The organism is Phormidesmis sp. 146-33 (genome assembly GCF_052939515.1).
The window spans coordinates 1-17,207 of record NZ_JBJPHU010000132.1 but is presented as its reverse complement, the minus strand read 5'-3'; the positions used below and the strand labels follow the sequence as shown (position 1 = coordinate 17,207).

14 protein-coding genes and 2 pseudogenes are annotated in these 17,207 nt (G+C 47.5%); 3 read left to right on the top strand and 13 right to left on the bottom strand.

Translation table 11 applies throughout. From position 1 onward, the window contains the following. Window positions 1-275 precede the first annotated feature (275 nt). The 3 genes and pseudogenes from ACJ2PR_RS30765 to ACJ2PR_RS30755 all read right to left on the bottom strand — a co-directional run bounded on the left by ACJ2PR_RS30765 (window position 276) and on the right by ACJ2PR_RS30755 (window position 5,134). Window positions 276-966: pseudogene (locus ACJ2PR_RS30765) on the bottom strand (IS1 family transposase). A 354-nt stretch (window positions 967-1,320) separates the two neighbouring features. After that, window positions 1,321-2,739, bottom strand: a complete 1,419-nt coding sequence (locus tag ACJ2PR_RS30760; protein ID WP_446879836.1) for an LCP family protein — start codon at window positions 2,737-2,739, stop codon at window positions 1,321-1,323. Window positions 2,740-3,049: 310 nt separating this feature from the next. After that, window positions 3,050-5,134 carry a pentapeptide repeat-containing protein gene (locus ACJ2PR_RS30755; RefSeq protein ID WP_446879835.1) on the bottom strand — a complete coding sequence of 695 codons (2,085 nt, stop codon included), beginning with the start codon at window positions 5,132-5,134 and terminating at the stop codon, window positions 3,050-3,052. Window positions 5,135-5,268: 134 nt separating this feature from the next. On the opposite strand from ACJ2PR_RS30755, the gene ACJ2PR_RS30750 reads away from it, so the two are divergent. Continuing rightward, on the top strand, window positions 5,269-6,297 hold the full coding sequence (locus ACJ2PR_RS30750; RefSeq protein ID WP_446859781.1) for a bifunctional heptose 7-phosphate kinase/heptose 1-phosphate adenyltransferase: 1,029 nt from the start codon (window positions 5,269-5,271) through the stop codon (window positions 6,295-6,297). A 354-nt stretch (window positions 6,298-6,651) separates the two neighbouring features. On the opposite strand, the gene ACJ2PR_RS30745 is transcribed toward ACJ2PR_RS30750, so the two are convergent. After that, on the bottom strand, window positions 6,652-6,990 hold the full coding sequence (locus tag ACJ2PR_RS30745) for a hypothetical protein (protein ID WP_446859779.1): 339 nt from the start codon (window positions 6,988-6,990) through the stop codon (window positions 6,652-6,654). Window positions 6,991-7,480: 490 nt separating this feature from the next. Here ACJ2PR_RS30745 and ACJ2PR_RS30740 point away from each other — a divergent pair, with 490 nt between their 5' ends. Further along, complete coding sequence (locus ACJ2PR_RS30740; RefSeq protein ID WP_446879834.1) at window positions 7,481-7,672, top strand: hypothetical protein; 192 nt, start codon at window positions 7,481-7,483, stop codon at window positions 7,670-7,672. A gap of 553 nt (window positions 7,673-8,225) precedes the next feature. Here the strand turns inward: ACJ2PR_RS30740 and ACJ2PR_RS30735 are convergent. The 9 genes and pseudogenes from ACJ2PR_RS30735 to ACJ2PR_RS30695 form a co-directional block, all read right to left on the bottom strand. Then, the gene (locus ACJ2PR_RS30735) at window positions 8,226-10,418 is read right to left on the bottom strand and encodes a lytic transglycosylase domain-containing protein (protein WP_446879833.1); all 2,193 of its coding nucleotides are present in this window, start codon (window positions 10,416-10,418) and stop codon (window positions 8,226-8,228) included. A 193-nt stretch (window positions 10,419-10,611) separates the two neighbouring features. Next, window positions 10,612-11,789, bottom strand: a pseudogene (locus ACJ2PR_RS30730) (ISL3 family transposase). Between the two features lie 358 nt (window positions 11,790-12,147). Next, window positions 12,148-12,570, bottom strand: a complete 423-nt coding sequence (locus ACJ2PR_RS30725) for a hypothetical protein (protein WP_446879832.1) — start codon at window positions 12,568-12,570, stop codon at window positions 12,148-12,150. 188 nt (window positions 12,571-12,758) lie between these two features. Then, a complete protein-coding gene (locus ACJ2PR_RS30720) occupies window positions 12,759-13,187 on the bottom strand; it encodes a type II toxin-antitoxin system VapC family toxin (RefSeq protein WP_446871310.1) in 429 nt (142 codons plus the stop codon). Continuing rightward, window positions 13,184-13,399 (bottom strand): hypothetical protein, encoded by a 216-nt coding sequence (locus ACJ2PR_RS30715; RefSeq protein ID WP_446859772.1) that lies wholly within the window; start codon window positions 13,397-13,399, stop codon window positions 13,184-13,186. Before ACJ2PR_RS30715 ends, ACJ2PR_RS30720 begins: the two co-directional genes overlap by 4 nt. A gap of 118 nt (window positions 13,400-13,517) precedes the next feature. Then, entirely contained in the window at window positions 13,518-13,922 is a 405-nt protein-coding gene (locus ACJ2PR_RS30710) for a DUF4279 domain-containing protein (protein ID WP_446871312.1), read from the bottom strand. A gap of 355 nt (window positions 13,923-14,277) precedes the next feature. Beyond that, window positions 14,278-15,045, bottom strand: a complete 768-nt coding sequence (locus tag ACJ2PR_RS30705; protein WP_446859769.1) for an SDR family NAD(P)-dependent oxidoreductase — start codon at window positions 15,043-15,045, stop codon at window positions 14,278-14,280. Window positions 15,046-15,107: 62 nt separating this feature from the next. Further along, the gene (locus ACJ2PR_RS30700) at window positions 15,108-15,470 is read right to left on the bottom strand and encodes a tautomerase family protein (RefSeq protein WP_446871314.1); all 363 of its coding nucleotides are present in this window, start codon (window positions 15,468-15,470) and stop codon (window positions 15,108-15,110) included. 14 nt (window positions 15,471-15,484) lie between these two features. After that, a complete protein-coding gene (locus tag ACJ2PR_RS30695) occupies window positions 15,485-15,928 on the bottom strand; it encodes a nuclear transport factor 2 family protein (protein WP_446871316.1) in 444 nt (147 codons plus the stop codon). Window positions 15,929-16,082: 154 nt separating this feature from the next. On the opposite strand from ACJ2PR_RS30695, the gene ACJ2PR_RS30690 reads away from it, so the two are divergent. Further along, window positions 16,083-16,985, top strand: coding sequence for a LysR family transcriptional regulator (locus tag ACJ2PR_RS30690; protein ID WP_446879831.1), 903 nt, complete (start codon window positions 16,083-16,085; stop codon window positions 16,983-16,985). Window positions 16,986-17,207 lie beyond the last annotated feature (222 nt).

Sequence of the window (17,207 nt, the reverse complement as noted above, 5' to 3'; positions counted from 1 at the left end):
TTGCTCAGTCAAGCGAAATCTAAAAAAGATGAAAAAGCACCTTGAAAGGGCTGGACTTTGCACTAAAGCTTTTCTCCGAAAGTCCCCCAAAATTGGCTACCGTGTACACACAAGTCGTTGTCGCTTCGTTTCAGGCGGCTTTAGCCCCCTAAATCCCCCAAAAATGGGGGACTTTGAGCCGTCGTCATGGCTTTGAACTTTGGAAATCTTTCCTTTGTCAAAGTCCCCCAGAATGGGGGATTTAGGGGGCGGGCGTTGCTGAACAAAGGGATGAATCAAGTGAGTACGGGTATTGACCAATACTTTAGGTAATGGAGGAGCAATCGCAGCGAATGCTTTAGCATTTCGACCGACTTGGAGTAACACAAGGTCTTGCGATGCAATCGAGCTAAGTCGTGACGTAAGCGGGTATTCTCGCCTTCGACTCTCGTCATGTACGTCTTGCTCACAAGGTGGTCGCCTTCCTCAATAAAACCGGGATAAACCTTCCAGCCATCGGTGACATAGAAGTAGCAATGCCAGCAACAGACAATCTGCCACAAGGGTTTGAACGTCTCTGCGCTGTGACTCCCACCACCCAAGCGAGAATGCCCGCCCGGAAATGGTTCACGGCTGTCCAGATCCACATTTTGTTTTTTTTGACCCGACAAAGGTTTCTAGTTCGTCGAGTTCTCCCACCTCTGGAATCTCCGACTCCTGTGGGGCATCCGGCAGTTGCTGTCCGAGTTGCTTGACCCAATGAATCACCGTTGTGTGATGCACGCCAGTACAGCGCTCAATCGCGCGAAATCCCATGCCGTTGACGTAACGCATCAAGCAATCCTGCTTGGTTGCTTCGCTGTAGCCTTTGGGTGGGTCATAGCCTTCAATAAATTGGCGACCGCAGGCGCGACAGATGTGATTTTGCTTGCCTCGCCGTTTCCCGTTCTGGCGAACCTCAGTAGACCCACAGTATCGACACTGCATAGTACAACACCCTCATTCATCCCTCCATTATGCAACGCCAGGGGGCGAAGGCTCTCAGCAATGACAGATCGATCGACGTGTGTGTACACGGCAGCAAAATGGGGGGGTGGGGGGCAAAAGATTTCAACACTAAAGCGAAAAAATTTTGTCAAACTGGCATGACGTGGAGGATTTTGAACCGGAAATCTCGTTTAACAGTCTTCTAAAATTGGGGTCGAGACAGAACAGCGAAACGCTATCGAGTTTACGCTAGAGAGGGGATTGCTGACTTGAGATTGATGACTTGAGATTGCGATCGCCCTCTTAAGTAAATTCGAGCGTGTGGTAGAAAGCACCCAGGGAAAGGGTAGACAATTACTCCTTAACGGAGGTGGCTTTGGGTGGCACCTTTTTAAGGGGTTGGAGGGCATCTTTCCCTAATTGAATCGTTACATCTGATTCGATATCGCCCGTATTCTCAATCCGAACTTCACCAAAGCCGAGAGAACGCCGTACCGCCTCCGCCCCGATCACATCTCCCTGCTGCGCCACAATGCGCGTCACACTGAGCGGCTCTGTCCAGGGGTTGCCTAAATACACGTTGTCAAACCCGTCTGCCCGGAGCGCAGTTCGCACCTTCTGCACCCCTTTTTCTTGTTTGGTACTGTCTTGAATGGCGACTCTGAGCGACGCAGGCGTGTCTTCGGTGAGGCTGGGTGCGCCAAAGTCAAAATGCTGTGAAACGAGGGATTGAATCTTAGCGGGGTGCGGCAGCCAATAGCTGGCATCATATTCTCCAGGTGCACTAAACTCTCCGGGCACCATTAGCATTTTGGTGTTGGAGCGGTTTACCTGGGATGCAAAGCCACTCAGGGCAACGAGTTCTTCGACGGTCAGGTTGGTGTCGATGTGAGTTTGAATCACCGAAAGCAGCTTGGGAACACGGGCGACGGTGGTCGGGTTAAGGGCTTGCTCCATCAGGGCCCGCATCACCATTTGCTGACGTTGGATGCGACCAATATCGCCATTTTCGTCATAGCGGAATCGCAGCAGTTGTAGGGTCTGATCGCCATTGAGGTGTTGTCTTCCGGCTTTGAGGTTGACATAAAGATGCTGACTATCGTCCTTATATTTCATGTCTTTGGGCACGTAGACCGTCACCCCACCCAAGGCATCAATCAGGGCTTGCACCCCCTGCACGTTGATCGTCACATAGCGATCGATGCCCACGCCTCCCATCAATTCGCTGACCGATCGGGCTGCCAGGGCAGGGCCACCATCGGCGTTGGCTTCGTTGATTTTGCGAACTCCGTGATCAGGAATGTAGGTGCGCGTGTCTCTAGGAACGGACAATACAACAAATTTTTTGGTTTCTGGGTCAAATCTCAACAACAGCATCACATCGGTCAAGCCATCAAAGGAGTTGACCAGGGCTTGATAGCGGAGCTTTTGAGTTTCTGGTGGCGGATTGTTGACATCTGTGGTCAGGACTTTTGCGCCGAGAATGAGAATATTGACCGGGCGAGTCAGTTCTGGGAGTTTGAGATTGGAGCGGCTAGAGAAGCGATCGCCCTTGCCAAAAATGGACGCTTCAGAAGGACTCAGTTGTCGCTGCATCAAGGGTGTACTGGCAAGCGAGACGGCGAGTAAAGCGCCTGCGGTCGCAGAAAGCATGGCCACACCCGTCAGACAAAGCAGAAGCCAAATCAGCTTGACGCTTCCAGGTTTGGCAGATTTTTGGGGCTTTGACGGGGCTTTTTTAGACGAAACAGGACGTTTATTCGGGCTTTTCACGGGCTTCCTCAACACACACCAATGGAGACGATCGACGGAAAATAACTCTGTAATAATTCGGAATTTAATTGTAGGCAATAAAACAAATTCTGCACTCTTTTGATCAGGCTTTTGATCAGGTTAAACCTGGCTGATCAACGCAGATGTTAACAATCTTTCCCTAAGTTGTCCGAGAAAACTGGATGATCTTGAGAAATTTGAAGCTTTTGAGTCATTGCAGTTCAACTTTGAGAAAACGTTGACAGCGGACAACTGATTATTTTATTAGCAAAAAAATACAGTCATTTGTCATCTATCAGGAGTCAGGGATTTATTTGAAGTAGATTAATAAGTTTAGACCTGGAATGGTGCGAGAGAGCGTCCATAGCAGTAGGGCGATGTAGAGCGTTCCTAAACTCCATTGATACCAGACGATCGCAGTGACCAAACTGGGCAAAGATTCATCGCGTAATCGGATGTCATTGAACCCAAATCGCAAAAAATTGTTGAAGCTAAAATCAAAATAATTGAGCCAGTTCCAGCGGCTCTGCCACAAGATGGGCAGGTAGCGATCGCGAAACAGTTGTTCACGAGGAATGATGGGGAGTCTGCCAATCAAGACGCGCAGTTGTCGCAAGGTGCCTTCTTCAACAAAGTAGCTGGTTTCCATGAGCGCGTGATAGCGACCCTGACGCAGCAGCAAAATTAGCAAAAACAGCGGTATCGGTAAGGTGACGATCGCCCAACAGCCCAACGTCATCCAGGGGCGATCGGCAGTCCGAAAGATGGCCGTCAGTCCCCCTAAATTGAGCAAAGTTGCCAGCGCGATCACACACAAAAATTCTCCCCAGGTGGGCAAAATTGGTTTTGGGTAACGTCTACGCCAGCGATCGAGAAACCAAAACAACAAACTAAAGTAGGCCACCGTAACCAATCCAACGCCAAAGATTAACCAGAAGCTTGTCCCGTCTCGACAGAGTAATAGTAACAGTGTGAGAGATAGCCAGTTGAATGCAATCACAAATCGATTTGCGAACGCTAATAAAGGGGGAAGCGGTTCGGCGGCGATAACACGATCGCGCACATTAATGTAAGTGGCTAAATCGACTTCGTTGACGCTGAGAAGCTCAGAGGGATTGCGAAAAAGCTGAGTGGCGCGGCGATCGAGAATAGCAGTCGCCTGATTTTTACGAAAGCCAATGTTAGTTAAATCGGTGAGCGTAGCGGTGTTGAGATTGGTGCCCAAAAGTCGCTGTCGAAGCTGGCGCGATCGTAAGACTTGCGTTGTGTAGTCGATCTGATTTGCGTCAGAAATTTGTTCTAATCGCCGAAAGTTTCTCACCAGTTCTCGCAGTAGATTCTCGTTACTTTGCAGCGTCGGAACAGATAGCACTCGCCCAATTTGCCCTGGATCGCCGAGAATTTTAGCTTTATCTGAATCAAACCGCAGTCCCGGAACATTTAAATAGGCACTTTTGGAGAAACTAGAATAGCTAAAATCGGCACGATCGAGAATCGAAGCTCCCCTTAGATTGACGGGTCGATTGAACTGAACTTCTCGAAAAAAAGCGGCTTTCTCAAAAGTCGCGTCGGTTAAAAATAGCGATTGATTAAACGTGTCTTTACTAAACAAAGTCTGTTCTCGCCAGCGTGTCTGAGCAAAATCGACGTTGCCTTGCCACTGGACACGAGTAAAGTTTGCAGGTTGATAGAAGGTCGATCGATTGAAGTTGGCGGTCGTCAAAAATTCGCTGCTTTGAAAGTTCACATCGCCGCGAAACTGCACTTGACTAAATTCTGCTTTGCCAAAAAAGATGCTGTTGCGAAACTGGGTTTCTCGCCCAAAATTGCCACTCGCAAAACTCACGGGCAAACTAAACCGCCCCTGTGACCAATCTGCCCCCGCCGGAAGCTGAATCCCTTGCGCCTCTAGGCGATTGAGAAAGAAGGTGTTGGTGAAATCTGCGAATCCATTTAGTCGAGACTGCACCAACTTGATCGGCCCGCGAAACACCGAAATCTGAGCGGGAGGCACCTGCAAATTTCCTCTAGGAGTCAACAACAGCGACTGAGACAGCGTACTGAGCCGAGACAGCCGACGACGATCGCGCTGCAACTGAGTTTTTTCGGCAGACGTAAAGATCGGCGATAGCGCATCTCCATACAGCGGTGCCCGTAGCCCCAATTTGCTAACCACAAAGTCTCCCTCGATCTGCGAATAGCTCAAATCGAGTCCCAGAGGCAATCCTGGCTTTTGTAACTGAGACTGCACCAGACTATAAAACTGATCGCGAAAGGTGGCATTTTCGGGACGCAGGTCGATCGCCATTCGTCTCAAATCCAAAATTCGAGTGCCTTCACTGGGAAGGGGCGATCGCAATCGTTCTTGTAGCAGTTCTAGGGTGAGGGGAGTCAAACTGGGTTGGGCGATTGCAGCAGTCGGAAACAGAAAACAGGAAAAACACAGAGTCAGAAGGATGAGACGTGAAACAAAACCCCTTATAATTCCTTTCTTCATTTGCAATCCCTTTTCCTTTTCCCTTCATCAGTATGCCTTTAGACACTGCTTTTACGGCTCGACTGCGCCAATCTGCCGATCGCTTGTTTGAATTAATCGATCGCTTTTCGCAGTCCACTATTTTGATTGTGGGAGATTTGACTTTGGATGAGTTTCTCACAGGCGCGGTCGAACGGGTATCTCGCGAGGCTCCGGTGTTGATTTTGCGCCATGAAGAGACGCAGCAGGTTCCGGGAGGTGGGGCGAATGCGGTGTATAACTTTGCTCAATTGGGAGCGACGGTCAAAGCGGTCGGGCTGTTGGGTAAAGATGAGCAAGGACGGGCAATTCAGCGCATTTTTGCTCAAGCAGGCATCGACGACCAGGGAATTTTTCTCGACCCCGATCGCCCCACCATCACCAAAACCCGCATCTCAGGTCACGCCCGCCAGTCGGTCACTCAGCAGATTGTGAGAATCGATCGCAAATCCGACAGTCTTCCTCACCTGGATTTACAGCACCAACTTGCAGATTACATTCAACAGCAAATGAGAACGGTGGATGCGATCGTCTGTTCAGATTACGGCGATGGCACGTTGACGGCTCCGGTGATCGAGGCAGTGTTAAACCATTCGCGGGTGATTGTGGATGCTCAGAAGGGACTCGATCGCTACCAAAAAGCCACCCTTCATACCCCCAATTTACCCGAAGCAGAACTCGCAGTTGGATACTCGATTACCGATTCTGAAACACTGTCACGAGCGGGAAGGGATTTACTAGCGCTAACACAAGCCGACCAGATTCTGATCACGCGAGGAGAACAGGGGATGACGCTATTCGATCAAGCCTGCGAACAGCACATTCCTGCCTTTAACCGCACCAAAGTCTTTGACGTAACGGGCGCAGGAGATACCGTCGTCGCTGCCTTAACCCTCGGACTCACTGCCGGAGCCACTTTATGGGAAGCCTGTGTGTTAGGCAATCTTGCGGCTAGTATTGTCGTTCGTCAGTTTGGCACTACCACCACTAACCCAACTGAAATGAAAGCGGCATTAGAAATCTTGCTTAATGAACTTGATTGAACTTGAATTCTATGAAGTTTTTTCGCTTCGTTGTCCTGTCTTTTTGCCCCCAGACTGCCAATTCTAACGTGAATTCGATGGAATCTTTCGCTACGGTGATTCATCCGGGCAGCCCCCTAAATCCCCCACCTACCGTGTATACATAAGTCGATTGATCTGTACTTGCCGTAATCCTTCGCCCCCTAAATCCCCCAAATTTGGGGGACTTTGAACGCTGATCAGGGTTCTAAATTCTGGAAGTCTTTTTTGCTTAAAGTCCCCCAGAATGGGGGATTTAGGGGGCTGAAGCCGACTAGAACGAAGTGAGTGTATACACCGTAGTAAATCCCCCACTGGGAGACTTCAGGACAAGATTCAAATGTCATTGTTATATAAACTTTCTCCCATAAAGAACCAATACGCTAAATCATCCAACTCCTGATAAGACTGCTCATAGTACTCTGGTGTATGAACCTGTGGAAAGTTTGGGTGAGTCGTCCAATCCCGAACAAACGATGGAATATACCAGAAACCTTGAGCAATCCAGCGATCGAGGGTTGCTGTTTGACTATACTCTTCGCAGCAAGCTTGCATAACCAGGGTCAGTCGTGCAAAGGCTGCTTTATTCCAAGTTAAGTCAGGCCGAAGTTGAATCAAAAAGGAACCTTCTTCAGCCTCAAACTCTTTCTTTAAGATGGTTAGGTAGTTGTCCATTGGTGGGCGATCGATAACAAAACAACTTTGCGCTAGGTGATCAAATGCTTTCAACCCCCTGCTCGCAAATAATCTTAAGTGCATCATAGACCCGTACTGGGCGATCGCGTGCATCTAATTATCAGACAGTGAAGATATAAACACGGCATGAGCGATCAGAGTAACCCTTTGATTTGGCTGCACGGTGAGGTGAAGACTCCACCTTTCAGTCAAGAAGCGTGAATAGAAGCAGGCGTTCTGCTTAGACAACTCCAGGAAGGTGAAATTGGATTACCTCATTTGCGCCCTATGCCAAGTATCAGAACTCGCTGTCATGAGCTACGGATTGAGACATTGATAGAAACTGGAGAATTATTTATCGAATCGATGATAATGCAATCTGAATTGTTGAGGTTTTCAATAGAACATCGAGAGCAATACCCAAAAAATGTGATTGCAGTCTGCAAAAAGCGCTTGAGCAAATACGATACTGATCAGCAGAAGTAATGTAATGGATCAATCTAAGAGAGACCGTTTGGAATCTAAGGGCTGGAAAGTTGGAACAGCCTCAGATTTTTTAGAGCTAACCCCCGAAGAAACGGTCTTTGTTGAGGTCAAGCTGGCTCTTAGTCGCAGCTTAAAAACTCGTCGGCAAGACCTAATGACCCAAAACGAACTGGCTTCTAAAATTGGCTCTAGCTAACCTCGAATTACTAAAGCTGAAAATGGCGATGCTTCGGTCTCAATTGAGTCGTTGATCCGGGCAATGTTAGCCACAGGTGCAACCCCTCAAGACATTGGGCAGATTATTGCTAGTGTGGGATAAAGGTAATACATATAAGGTAATACATATTAAGTGCAAAGGCTGCTTTATTCCCATGTAAGTCAGATCGAATCTGAATCAAGAAGGAACCGCTTTGCAATTTCAAGGGTCAGTATCCATTGTAAGGCAACCTACTGTACGAGAAAGTCTTACACCATAAAGTCTTATACTATGCTGACATTTTGCTAGATTGAGCCTCACGAATTTTCTCAGCACAGGCCCTCTTGATCCAGTCCTGACGACTAATCTTTTGCAGTTGGCACGCTGCATCGATACTTTGCAGTAATTCCAACGGGAGAACAATATCAATTTGTTGCTTTACTTGAAAATGAGCTGTGAAATGTTCAGAAACATCTGCTCCTGAATGAGCTTGTTGAACTCAAGATGCTAACTAGCAACCTATAAGCACTGCCTCAATGTGTAATTCAAGCATCTAATTAGCGATCGGATGAGGTGCAACTTGGGCGATTTTTTGGGAGATCTCAGGATTGTAGAGGCGCAGATAATTCCAGTAGTTGCCAAATACTGATTTGACATAGCCTCGCGTTTCGTCGTAAGGAATCATTTCTACAAACTCGTCTTGATCTTGAGTTTTCGCCTTTGCCAGCCAGCCACCGACTGCACCAGGGCCCGCGTTATAGCTGGCCACCGCTAACATTGAATTGTTGTTGTATTCCTCATGTGTGTGGTCGAGATACCACGTTCCCAAGTTGATGTTGTCCTGGGGATTGTCGAGTTTGTATTCCTTGAGTTTGATGTTTTTTGCAATGAAGACGGCTGTTTCGGGCATGACTTGCATCAGACCAGACGCGCCCACCGAAGACTTGATTTTTGGCTCAAAGCGCGACTCTTGACGAATCAACGCCGTCACCAACATTGGGTTTAACTGACGCTGCTGTGACCAGGTTTCAATCTCTTGAACATAGGGGAACGGATAGAGCGCTTGCCAGTAGGCAGACTGTTGTTTGAGTTGCTGATATTGGGCTTTGTCTTCGGGCTTGTCGCGATCGCGCAAATTCGACACCATAAAAATCCCGTCCAGATTATCGCCCACGCCTAACCGCATCACACCATCGGTAAACTGTTCTGCAACGGTTGGAGTCACGCGATTTTGAAACTCAACTTGCCAATGTGTCCAGGCATCTCGGTCTTGTCCCAGTTGGTAAAGCTCTTTGAGAACGGGCGATCCAGCCGTCAATTCGGGACGTTGAGCAGGCTTGTTGACCTGGGGATTGAGCGATCGCACCGTGTTAAAGTCGCCCACATTCCAGCCGAGCATACTCGCCGATCGCCATGCATAGTAGGTTTCGGGATGTTCGGTCAGGACTCGCTTGTAGATGGCTTTTGCGTCGTTGTTTTTGCCCAGACGCTCGTTCCATTTGCCGACCCAAAATCCGGCTTGTGCAGCAATTTCGCTGGTGGGATTGTTGGTGAGAATGGGTTCTGCCCACTGTTTGGCGAGTTGAAAGTCTCCCGCTTTGGCGCGTTCTTGAGCATAGAGCCAGCGCATCTCGGCCGCCGCGTCAGAATTGGCGTATTGCGTGAGAACGGTTTGACGAAGTTGAGTCGCAGTTTTGGCACTCTGCATTTTGTCCATTAATTTGGACTTTTCGAGCAATGCTTGAGGCGCACGATCGGGAAAGTTTGCAATCACCTGATCGAGGTAAGCGATCGCCGTTTGAGGCTGTTCCGCCAGGGCTGCGAGTCGCGTCAGGGCAAGTCCGGCTTCGGGGGAAGTGGGATAGGTTTGGATAACCTGCCGATAGCGTTCTACACCGCCAGGTTTGCCGCCCAGATGTAGCCCTCTTGCTGAACGGTAAGCTGTGAGCGGAGTTTGGGGAGATCGAGAATAAGCGATCGCGCCCTTGCCATACATTTGATTTTCCCAGTAGCCAAAGGCGATCGCTTCCCAGTCTTTGGGCTGTAGCTGAGGCGCAAATTTCTCAACAATCCGATCCAAAACGCCCGTGTAGCCTTCAGCAGTCAAATCGTATTTAGCAATCACCATCAACAGCGGCAGACTGGGATTCTTTTTAAGCTGAAGTTTGGCAATCTCGATCGAGCGCGGATGAGACGGAAACTTTGCGATCGCCTGATTCCAATATTTTGGATTCGATCGTCCCAAAAAAAACAAACCTTCTACGGAAGCCGGATCGTCGGGATGCTGTTTGACTAATTCTTGCCAAGTTTTAGTCGTCTCAGATTGCTTGCCTGCTGCTTCGTAAGCCTGCGCCCGTTTGAGCAAGACTTGAGCTGCCATCACCGGATAGTCTTTCTCCAAACCTTTTAACGGCTCTAACGCCTTCTCACCCTGACCTTGAGCCACCAGATCGGTCGCCAACAAATAGCGGGCGCGATTGCGTTCTAAAGAAGGGGCAGATTTTTGGGCCGTTGTCTTGAGCGTAGCGGCGCGCTGTTTGGGAGATTGAGCAATCAGCGGACTGACGATCGTACCCGGCGACCCAATACTGCCTGGCTTCTGGTTAGAATTGAACGTGCCAAATCCGCTCGATGCCTGTTGTGACACATCTTTGAGCTTCTCGATCGGCAAAAACGTCCCAGCCAACAATGCCAGTCCGCCTGTACCTGCTGCCAACCAAATCCAAGTCTTCCGTTTCTTCAGCATGGATCTCTCCCAGAGAGGATGGGTAAAATCACTCAAACCCTTAGCAGTTATAGCAAAAATTTACAGGTTCTTGACAACAAAAAACCAGTAAACTCAAAGCTTTTTGGCTTCGTCTCAGTAATTTTTGCCACAAAGCTACTCCACAGTAGCAAAACACCTCCGAGATACCCGTGACTGACGAACTTGGGCTCTCCTAGACCTCGTGTGTAGAGTTTTGTGAAGCACCAAAGCAAGATAATAGCCTCAAACGGAAATGTTTGAAATTATGAAAACCGTAACCCTTCCGTTTAATGAGCTTAATTTTCGTGTTGATCCCCTCGGTCACTCCACTGGTGGTTCGATGCTCAAAGTAATTGCAAATACCATTCAGGTGCTCACGAATCATGTCCGCGGAATCTTGATAAAAAAGCTGAGCCAGTCGGTGCCATCGCTGAAATTTTATTTTGGCTGAGTGGATCGTTCTTGACTTTTCATAAATCTGGCTGAGGTCTTCTTTCAACTCATACGCAATCGTTAAACAAGGAAATGCTTTCAACCCTTCATCTAAGCGTTGTCTTTGCTCATCGCTCAACTCTTGTCGATTCTTCCACAGTAAATGCGGTAATCCTTTAAATTTCACCTTCATCTGTCGTCTTAAATGATTTAACTCCCGATTGATATGTTGCATCCCATGAAAGCGGTCATAGACAATCTTGGCGTTGGGAAACACCGCCTCAATGACTGCGGTGTAGCCGCCCCACCTATCCACACTCACTTCTTTCACCCCTGCTCTGACTTCGAGAGGATAGGCTTCCAGCATGGCTTTCACCTCCTCTTGTTTGTGGCTGTCCAGTACATCCAGTAGGGTATGTTGGTCGATGTCCACGACGGTTGTGACAAAATCTTGATGCCCCTTGTGCTGACTAAATTCATCCAAGCTTAAACGTTCCGGCAATGGCTCAACTTTTTTATGGTATGAACCGCCTGGGCATCAAAAATCTGGCGCACGGTGGCAATGCCCAGCCCTTCTCGGCGGCTCACCTCCTCCAAACTGGATTGCTTCACTTGTTCGTAAATCGCTTGGGCATAACGAGGCGTATAGGCATGTCGCCCACTCATAAACTCCAAGACTTCGCTATGAAATCGTTGACAGTGTTCACACTGAAACTGCCGTCGGGGAACTTGAAGATAGACCGGCTTGCCAAAGACCGGCAAGTCCCGAATCAGCACTGTGGTGGTTTGATTAATCCAATCTAAGGTCGCTCCACAATCGGGGCAAGCAATGGTTTGATTGAGACATTTAAGTTTCAAAAAAACGACTCCATCGACTTCATGACAACCATCGACGGTGACGTAGGGTAAGTGAAGGAGTGTATCCAGGTAGATGTCCATACCCCAACCTCGAAATGTACACTACTCTACAATTATCACACGAAGTCTAGGAGAGCCATGTCTTCAGACTGCAAATTACAGAGCCATTGAAGCACACACCTCAGAAAAATTGTTACTTCATCTTGGCTTTGAATCTGGTTGAGGGGTTGGTGGCGTTTTCTGCTCATTTCATCGCTTGCAATACGCTGCCTACAAACCACTTTAACGACTGCATCACTACAGTTCCAGCCGCCTAAAGACCGCCGCGGCGACCCATAATCTTTGCATCTACACCAGCAACTATTGCTCGTCCGTTGCATGGCGCTTGTTAACCTGGTTACTCTATTCGGTTGTTTATGCAGCTATTGCTCTCATCACTTCAAAGATTATTGGTTTTGTAATTTTCCTGAATCCAATCATTAAAAGAGCGAGAAAGTTCATCAGGACTAACAAGCTCACCATCAATATCCATAATCTCAAATGGAGCAAGATCAGTTAAAACATGAGTAACTGGCAAGAAATCTTCTTTGTAAGCTTGGTTCACTGAAATACAATCTACAGGATCCCCTTGCAAAGCAAACTCAACCCCCCTGCCTTGTCCATCTACATGAGAATAGAAATAATTCACAAAAGCCCAGGATTTATCGTTATTGATTCGTTTCTGGGTCGAGAGTTTAAATCCTGGAGAAGAACAGAGGCGTTGAACCACTTCTTCTTGATTACCGAAGGATGGTAGCTCTTGAATCGCTGTTTGCTTGTCTTTATTAGAAGAAGCCCGAAAAAGGAAATAATCAATACTCATCTCTCAAATGATCTCTTTCAGGATACAAATTAGCAATTGATACAAGTTTAAACTTAGAGACACCCTGCTGACTAATGGCACAGTTGTGCGGCAGCAGATCGACTTGAACGATAGACGAAATAACTCTTAACTGTCCGCTCCAACCGGGTTGTTATGGCGTGATCAACACGACTATTTCAACCAACGTTTCAAACTGTCCAATCTTCAACCACCAACCCTGTAACTTTGCCAAAATCTCGACGATTGCGAGTTAATAAAATCAATCCATGGGACAAAGCAATCGCTGCAATCCTGGCATCCATCTTTCCGGGTTGAATTCGCTGCGATTGTAGTTGAGCTAATGCCTTAGCTGAATCTGCGTCAAACGTGACGAGGGGTAATACCTTGAAGTCGAGAATGAGTCTTGTCATCATGGCATACCCTCTCACCATATCGTCCAAATTACGGGCGCGATTGATGTAGGTGTGGCTACCCAGCATTTGTTCGTGAAAGGTTACGGTTGAAATCGCAAAATCTGAGAGTGGGTAGTGAGCAATACGAGTCGAAAAGTTGGTGTAGTCCTGCCCTGCCTGTCGCTGAAGAATGCTCAGATGATCTGTATCTAGCAGATATTTCATGGCTCGTCTTGCGCTTCAAGGAGTGATTCGTCGCCTTGGCGAATGGCTCGACCGTAGGCAAGCACTTCCTCAAAAGCAGGCTCATCCTTGAAAGAGCCTGTAATTTGTTGCAGCCAATTGGGAGATGAGGAAGTCGGAACTTGTTTCTGCAACTCAGCGATCGCAGCTTCTACTGCCGCAAGTCGTTCTTCCAAAGAGGTGTTGGTTGACATTTGAAGTCTCTCCAAATCTGTTTCTGATGTTTGCAGGATAGCGAGTCAGAAGAGATTTGACAATCTTTCAGGCTGCCACACAGCTTAGTTAAAAATTGTCCTACAGGATGCTTCACTGTCACGTTGAGATTTCTTCCATGTCAAGACCGTCCGCGTAGATATCGAACTGTAATACTAGTTTTCTTTCTCCGATTCGCCGTAGAGTTTCAGGGAAGAAACCAAGACAGCGATTACATCGTTCCAACCATAATCCACAAAATAGATCAGCCTCGAATCTATCCGTCAATCTTTGCCAAATGTGCAAATCAGACGGCAAGCGATCGAGCAATGCATTGATCTGATCTTCAAGCTCGACATCAGCGCATTTTTCAACAGAAAGCCGCCATAAACCAGTTTTCTGAATACGATCGTACTTCTTACCCCGAAATATGTCCCCTTTCCGATACGCCGCAGTCGGAACGACTCCTAGTAGCTGAGTGATTTCATCCGGATCTAAATCTTTGCCAAAAAATCGTAACGTCACAGAACAAGCATCGACTGAGCCACCTGCGACCTAAACTAGTTGTCCAGCAGGCAGTTTAGGCGGCAATCGCAGCGGTGGCTCCAATGAATCATCCATCTCAAAAAGTGATCAGTGATAAACAATAGAGAGCTAAATTTGAAGTAATGTCCTCACAAGTATCTCAAGCGGCATAACGTTGCCCATCACCCGCCGCAGACTACCTCTGCATCATAACCGATTACATTGTGGCGGTCGGTGTGCATGGGCGTTGTTAGACAGATTTACGCCTTTAGCTGTTGGACTGTCTGATCTCATGCATTTTCTGCACCGAAGGGGTTAGTGTAGAAAATGCATGAGACGGCTTCTGGACAGCGACTTAAGCTGCTTGCTGGCGATTGTTAAAGCCATCTCCTCCAGCCGCAATACCACCATCAACCGAGAGGATCACCCCCGTTACCCAGCTTGCATTTGCCAAATATAGAACGGCATCGGCGATATCTTTGGGCGTGCCAACCCGACCCAGAGGATGCTGCCGACCTAAATAATCTAATGTTTCTTGGGTCAGTTCACCATGAAGTGATGTTGGTACAATCCCAGGCGCAATCGTGTTGATCCGAATCCTATCCTCGGCTAACTCAAAGGATAGGTTTTTCGCCATAGCTGTAATTGCGGCTTTCGCCATAATCGGCGCTGAAGAAGGAATTGACTGACTAGCGTGGAATGTGAGAATCGTCCCAATGTTGATAATTGCGCCGCCATCTCCTTGCACGCGCATTTGCTTGACGGCTTCCTGGGTGAGCGCAAAGGTTCCGCGAACATAGTTTAGATATTGATCTAATTCACCAATGCTATATTCAGTAAACGGTTTGACCGCAAAGATACCAGCATTATTAATCAGCACATTCACGCGGCCAAACTTGGAAACAGCTTCGTCAACTAGTTTTGGCGCAAATGTCGGATCGGTAATGTCACCTGCTACAAGATGGATGCGATCGGGGCGATCGAGTTTTTGAGCCGCCATTTCAAGTTTTGAGAATGTTCTCCCATTCAGTACCACATTCGCCTGATTGTGCAAAAATGCTTCAGCAATGGCATAGCCCAAACCAGTTGCAGCGCCCGTGATAATTACAGTCTGAGTTGTCATACTATCTACCTCCAATTTAGTTCCAAGATTTGACTGTCTAGATGACTTTTTTCATTAGGAAGTTAATCCTGGACAATATCCCATTTACAATAAAGTTTGCCGTGCTCGTCAGATAACCAGCGAGAGGTGAGCCTTACTTGTTGCCTTTTAATTCCAAGCTGATGCTCTTGTCTGCTGTTTGTAGTTTGGGTTTCGAGGGTTGCTTGTCTCATGACTTTTCTCCGCTGAATGCCTTGCCGAAATTCTTTCACAGGCACTCCAGCAACACCCCAGTCTTCAGTCGCAACTTCATCAATGACGACAAATGTTGTTGCGGGTGTCTTATTTAGAACACGCACCAAAAGTTCTGTTACACCTTTGATTAGTTCAGCTTTTTGCTGTGCTGTTGCTCCTTCGCGAGTAATTTTGATGTTTATGTAGGGCATGGTTTGACCTCCCGCTAATTCCGGCTTGTTGGCAATATTGCTGTGTCTGCATGGATCGTGTAGTGAAAGACTTTGGCAATAATTTTCCATTCGCCCTCAAGCTTAATGAGGGTGAGTAGATCAATAAAATCTTTGGCTAGCATGGAACAACGCATTCGGGCGATCGCGGTTACAGCCCCTGCGAACTCGATCGAATCGATCGAAAATGTATAGGGTTCACCGGAAGATTCTGGGGGAATTCGTTGCTCAACGATTGGGAAATAGGAATGCATATCAAGATGCAATAGTTCTCCGCTAGATGCAGTGAAGTATTGAGCACTGGCATGAAACACGGTTGCCAAAAGAGCTGCATCACAACGATATAAAGCGTCATAATATCGCTTGAGCAGATCAACGATCGCGAAATATTCAATGCCGTAAACCTGTTTATCCACCGCATAGACTTGTGCTTGATTCATAGTTCCTCCGCGCTTTGGGTGATCACAGCTTGAAGCGCATACTCTGACGATAACTCTTCACTCAAAGAAGATAAAGATCAATCTAGTTGAATAACTTTTCACCTATAGTGAATAATACGGATGGCGAGATGGATCATTGGGCAGGTAACTTTCTATGGACAAATTAATTGCTTTGAACGTCTTTAGACGAGTCGTTGAGTTGGAGAGTTTTAGCCGTGCAGCAGACGCTCTGAACTTATCAAATGCAGCCGTCAGTAAAAATGTCCAGGAACTGGAAAAAGAACTGGGAACCCAGTTGCTCCATCGGACAACCAGACGTTTGAACTTGACTGAAGCAGGACGACTCTATTTTCAGCGGGTTTGCTCTATTCTGGATGAACTGGAAAGTGTTGAAGAATTTGTTTCCGATCTCTCGGTCAAACCTCACGGACTGCTTCGCGTGACAGCACCAATGTCTCTGGGTTTAACCCATGTAGCAACAGCGATTTATCAATTTCAATCAATTTATCCAGATATGCAGATCGAACTCATCCTCAACGATCGCTATGTGGATCTCATTGAGGAGGGATTTGATGTGGGGATCAGAGGGGGCGGATTGGTCAACGATAATAGTCTGGTCACGCATCGAATCGGCGATATTCAACGAGTCGTTTGCGCATCACCGACATATCTGAAGCAGTATGGCGAACCCAAATCGCCGGAGGATCTGAAGAAGCACCATTGTGTGATTTACACGCTGGCGCGATCGCCCCATGAGTGGAGTTTTTGGCGAGGTCATGAAACAGTGTCAGTGCATGTTGATGGATCTTTAAAGGTGAACAATAGCCTTGCTGCGAGTCAAGCTGCTGTCGCGGGACTCGGTTTGATTTTTTTGCCTATGTTCACAGTCTTAGATGGATTGGAACGTGGGATGCTGAAAACTGTCTTGAAAGAATGGTCTACGGAACCTTTGACCCTGTATGCGATTTACCCAAAACATCGCCAACACTCTGGAAAACTTCAAGTATTCATAGACTTCATGTCGGAGGCTCTTGCATCAATTGCTGCCAGACTTTAACCTTTAGCAAGCCAACAGAAATACCGAGATTTACGCATAGTAATAACTCAGCAAAAGCAGTGTATCAAGATCAATTCTTGACAACCGTACTATTACAAAATCAGAGGTCTAACGGTTAAAGTGAGCGGCGGCGAGTGACCTAGAACGTAGCGCGAAGACTCTCTACCGTCCGCTTCATCGACTTGTGTACGCCCAGCATGGGCGTGATCTAATGGGGTGAAA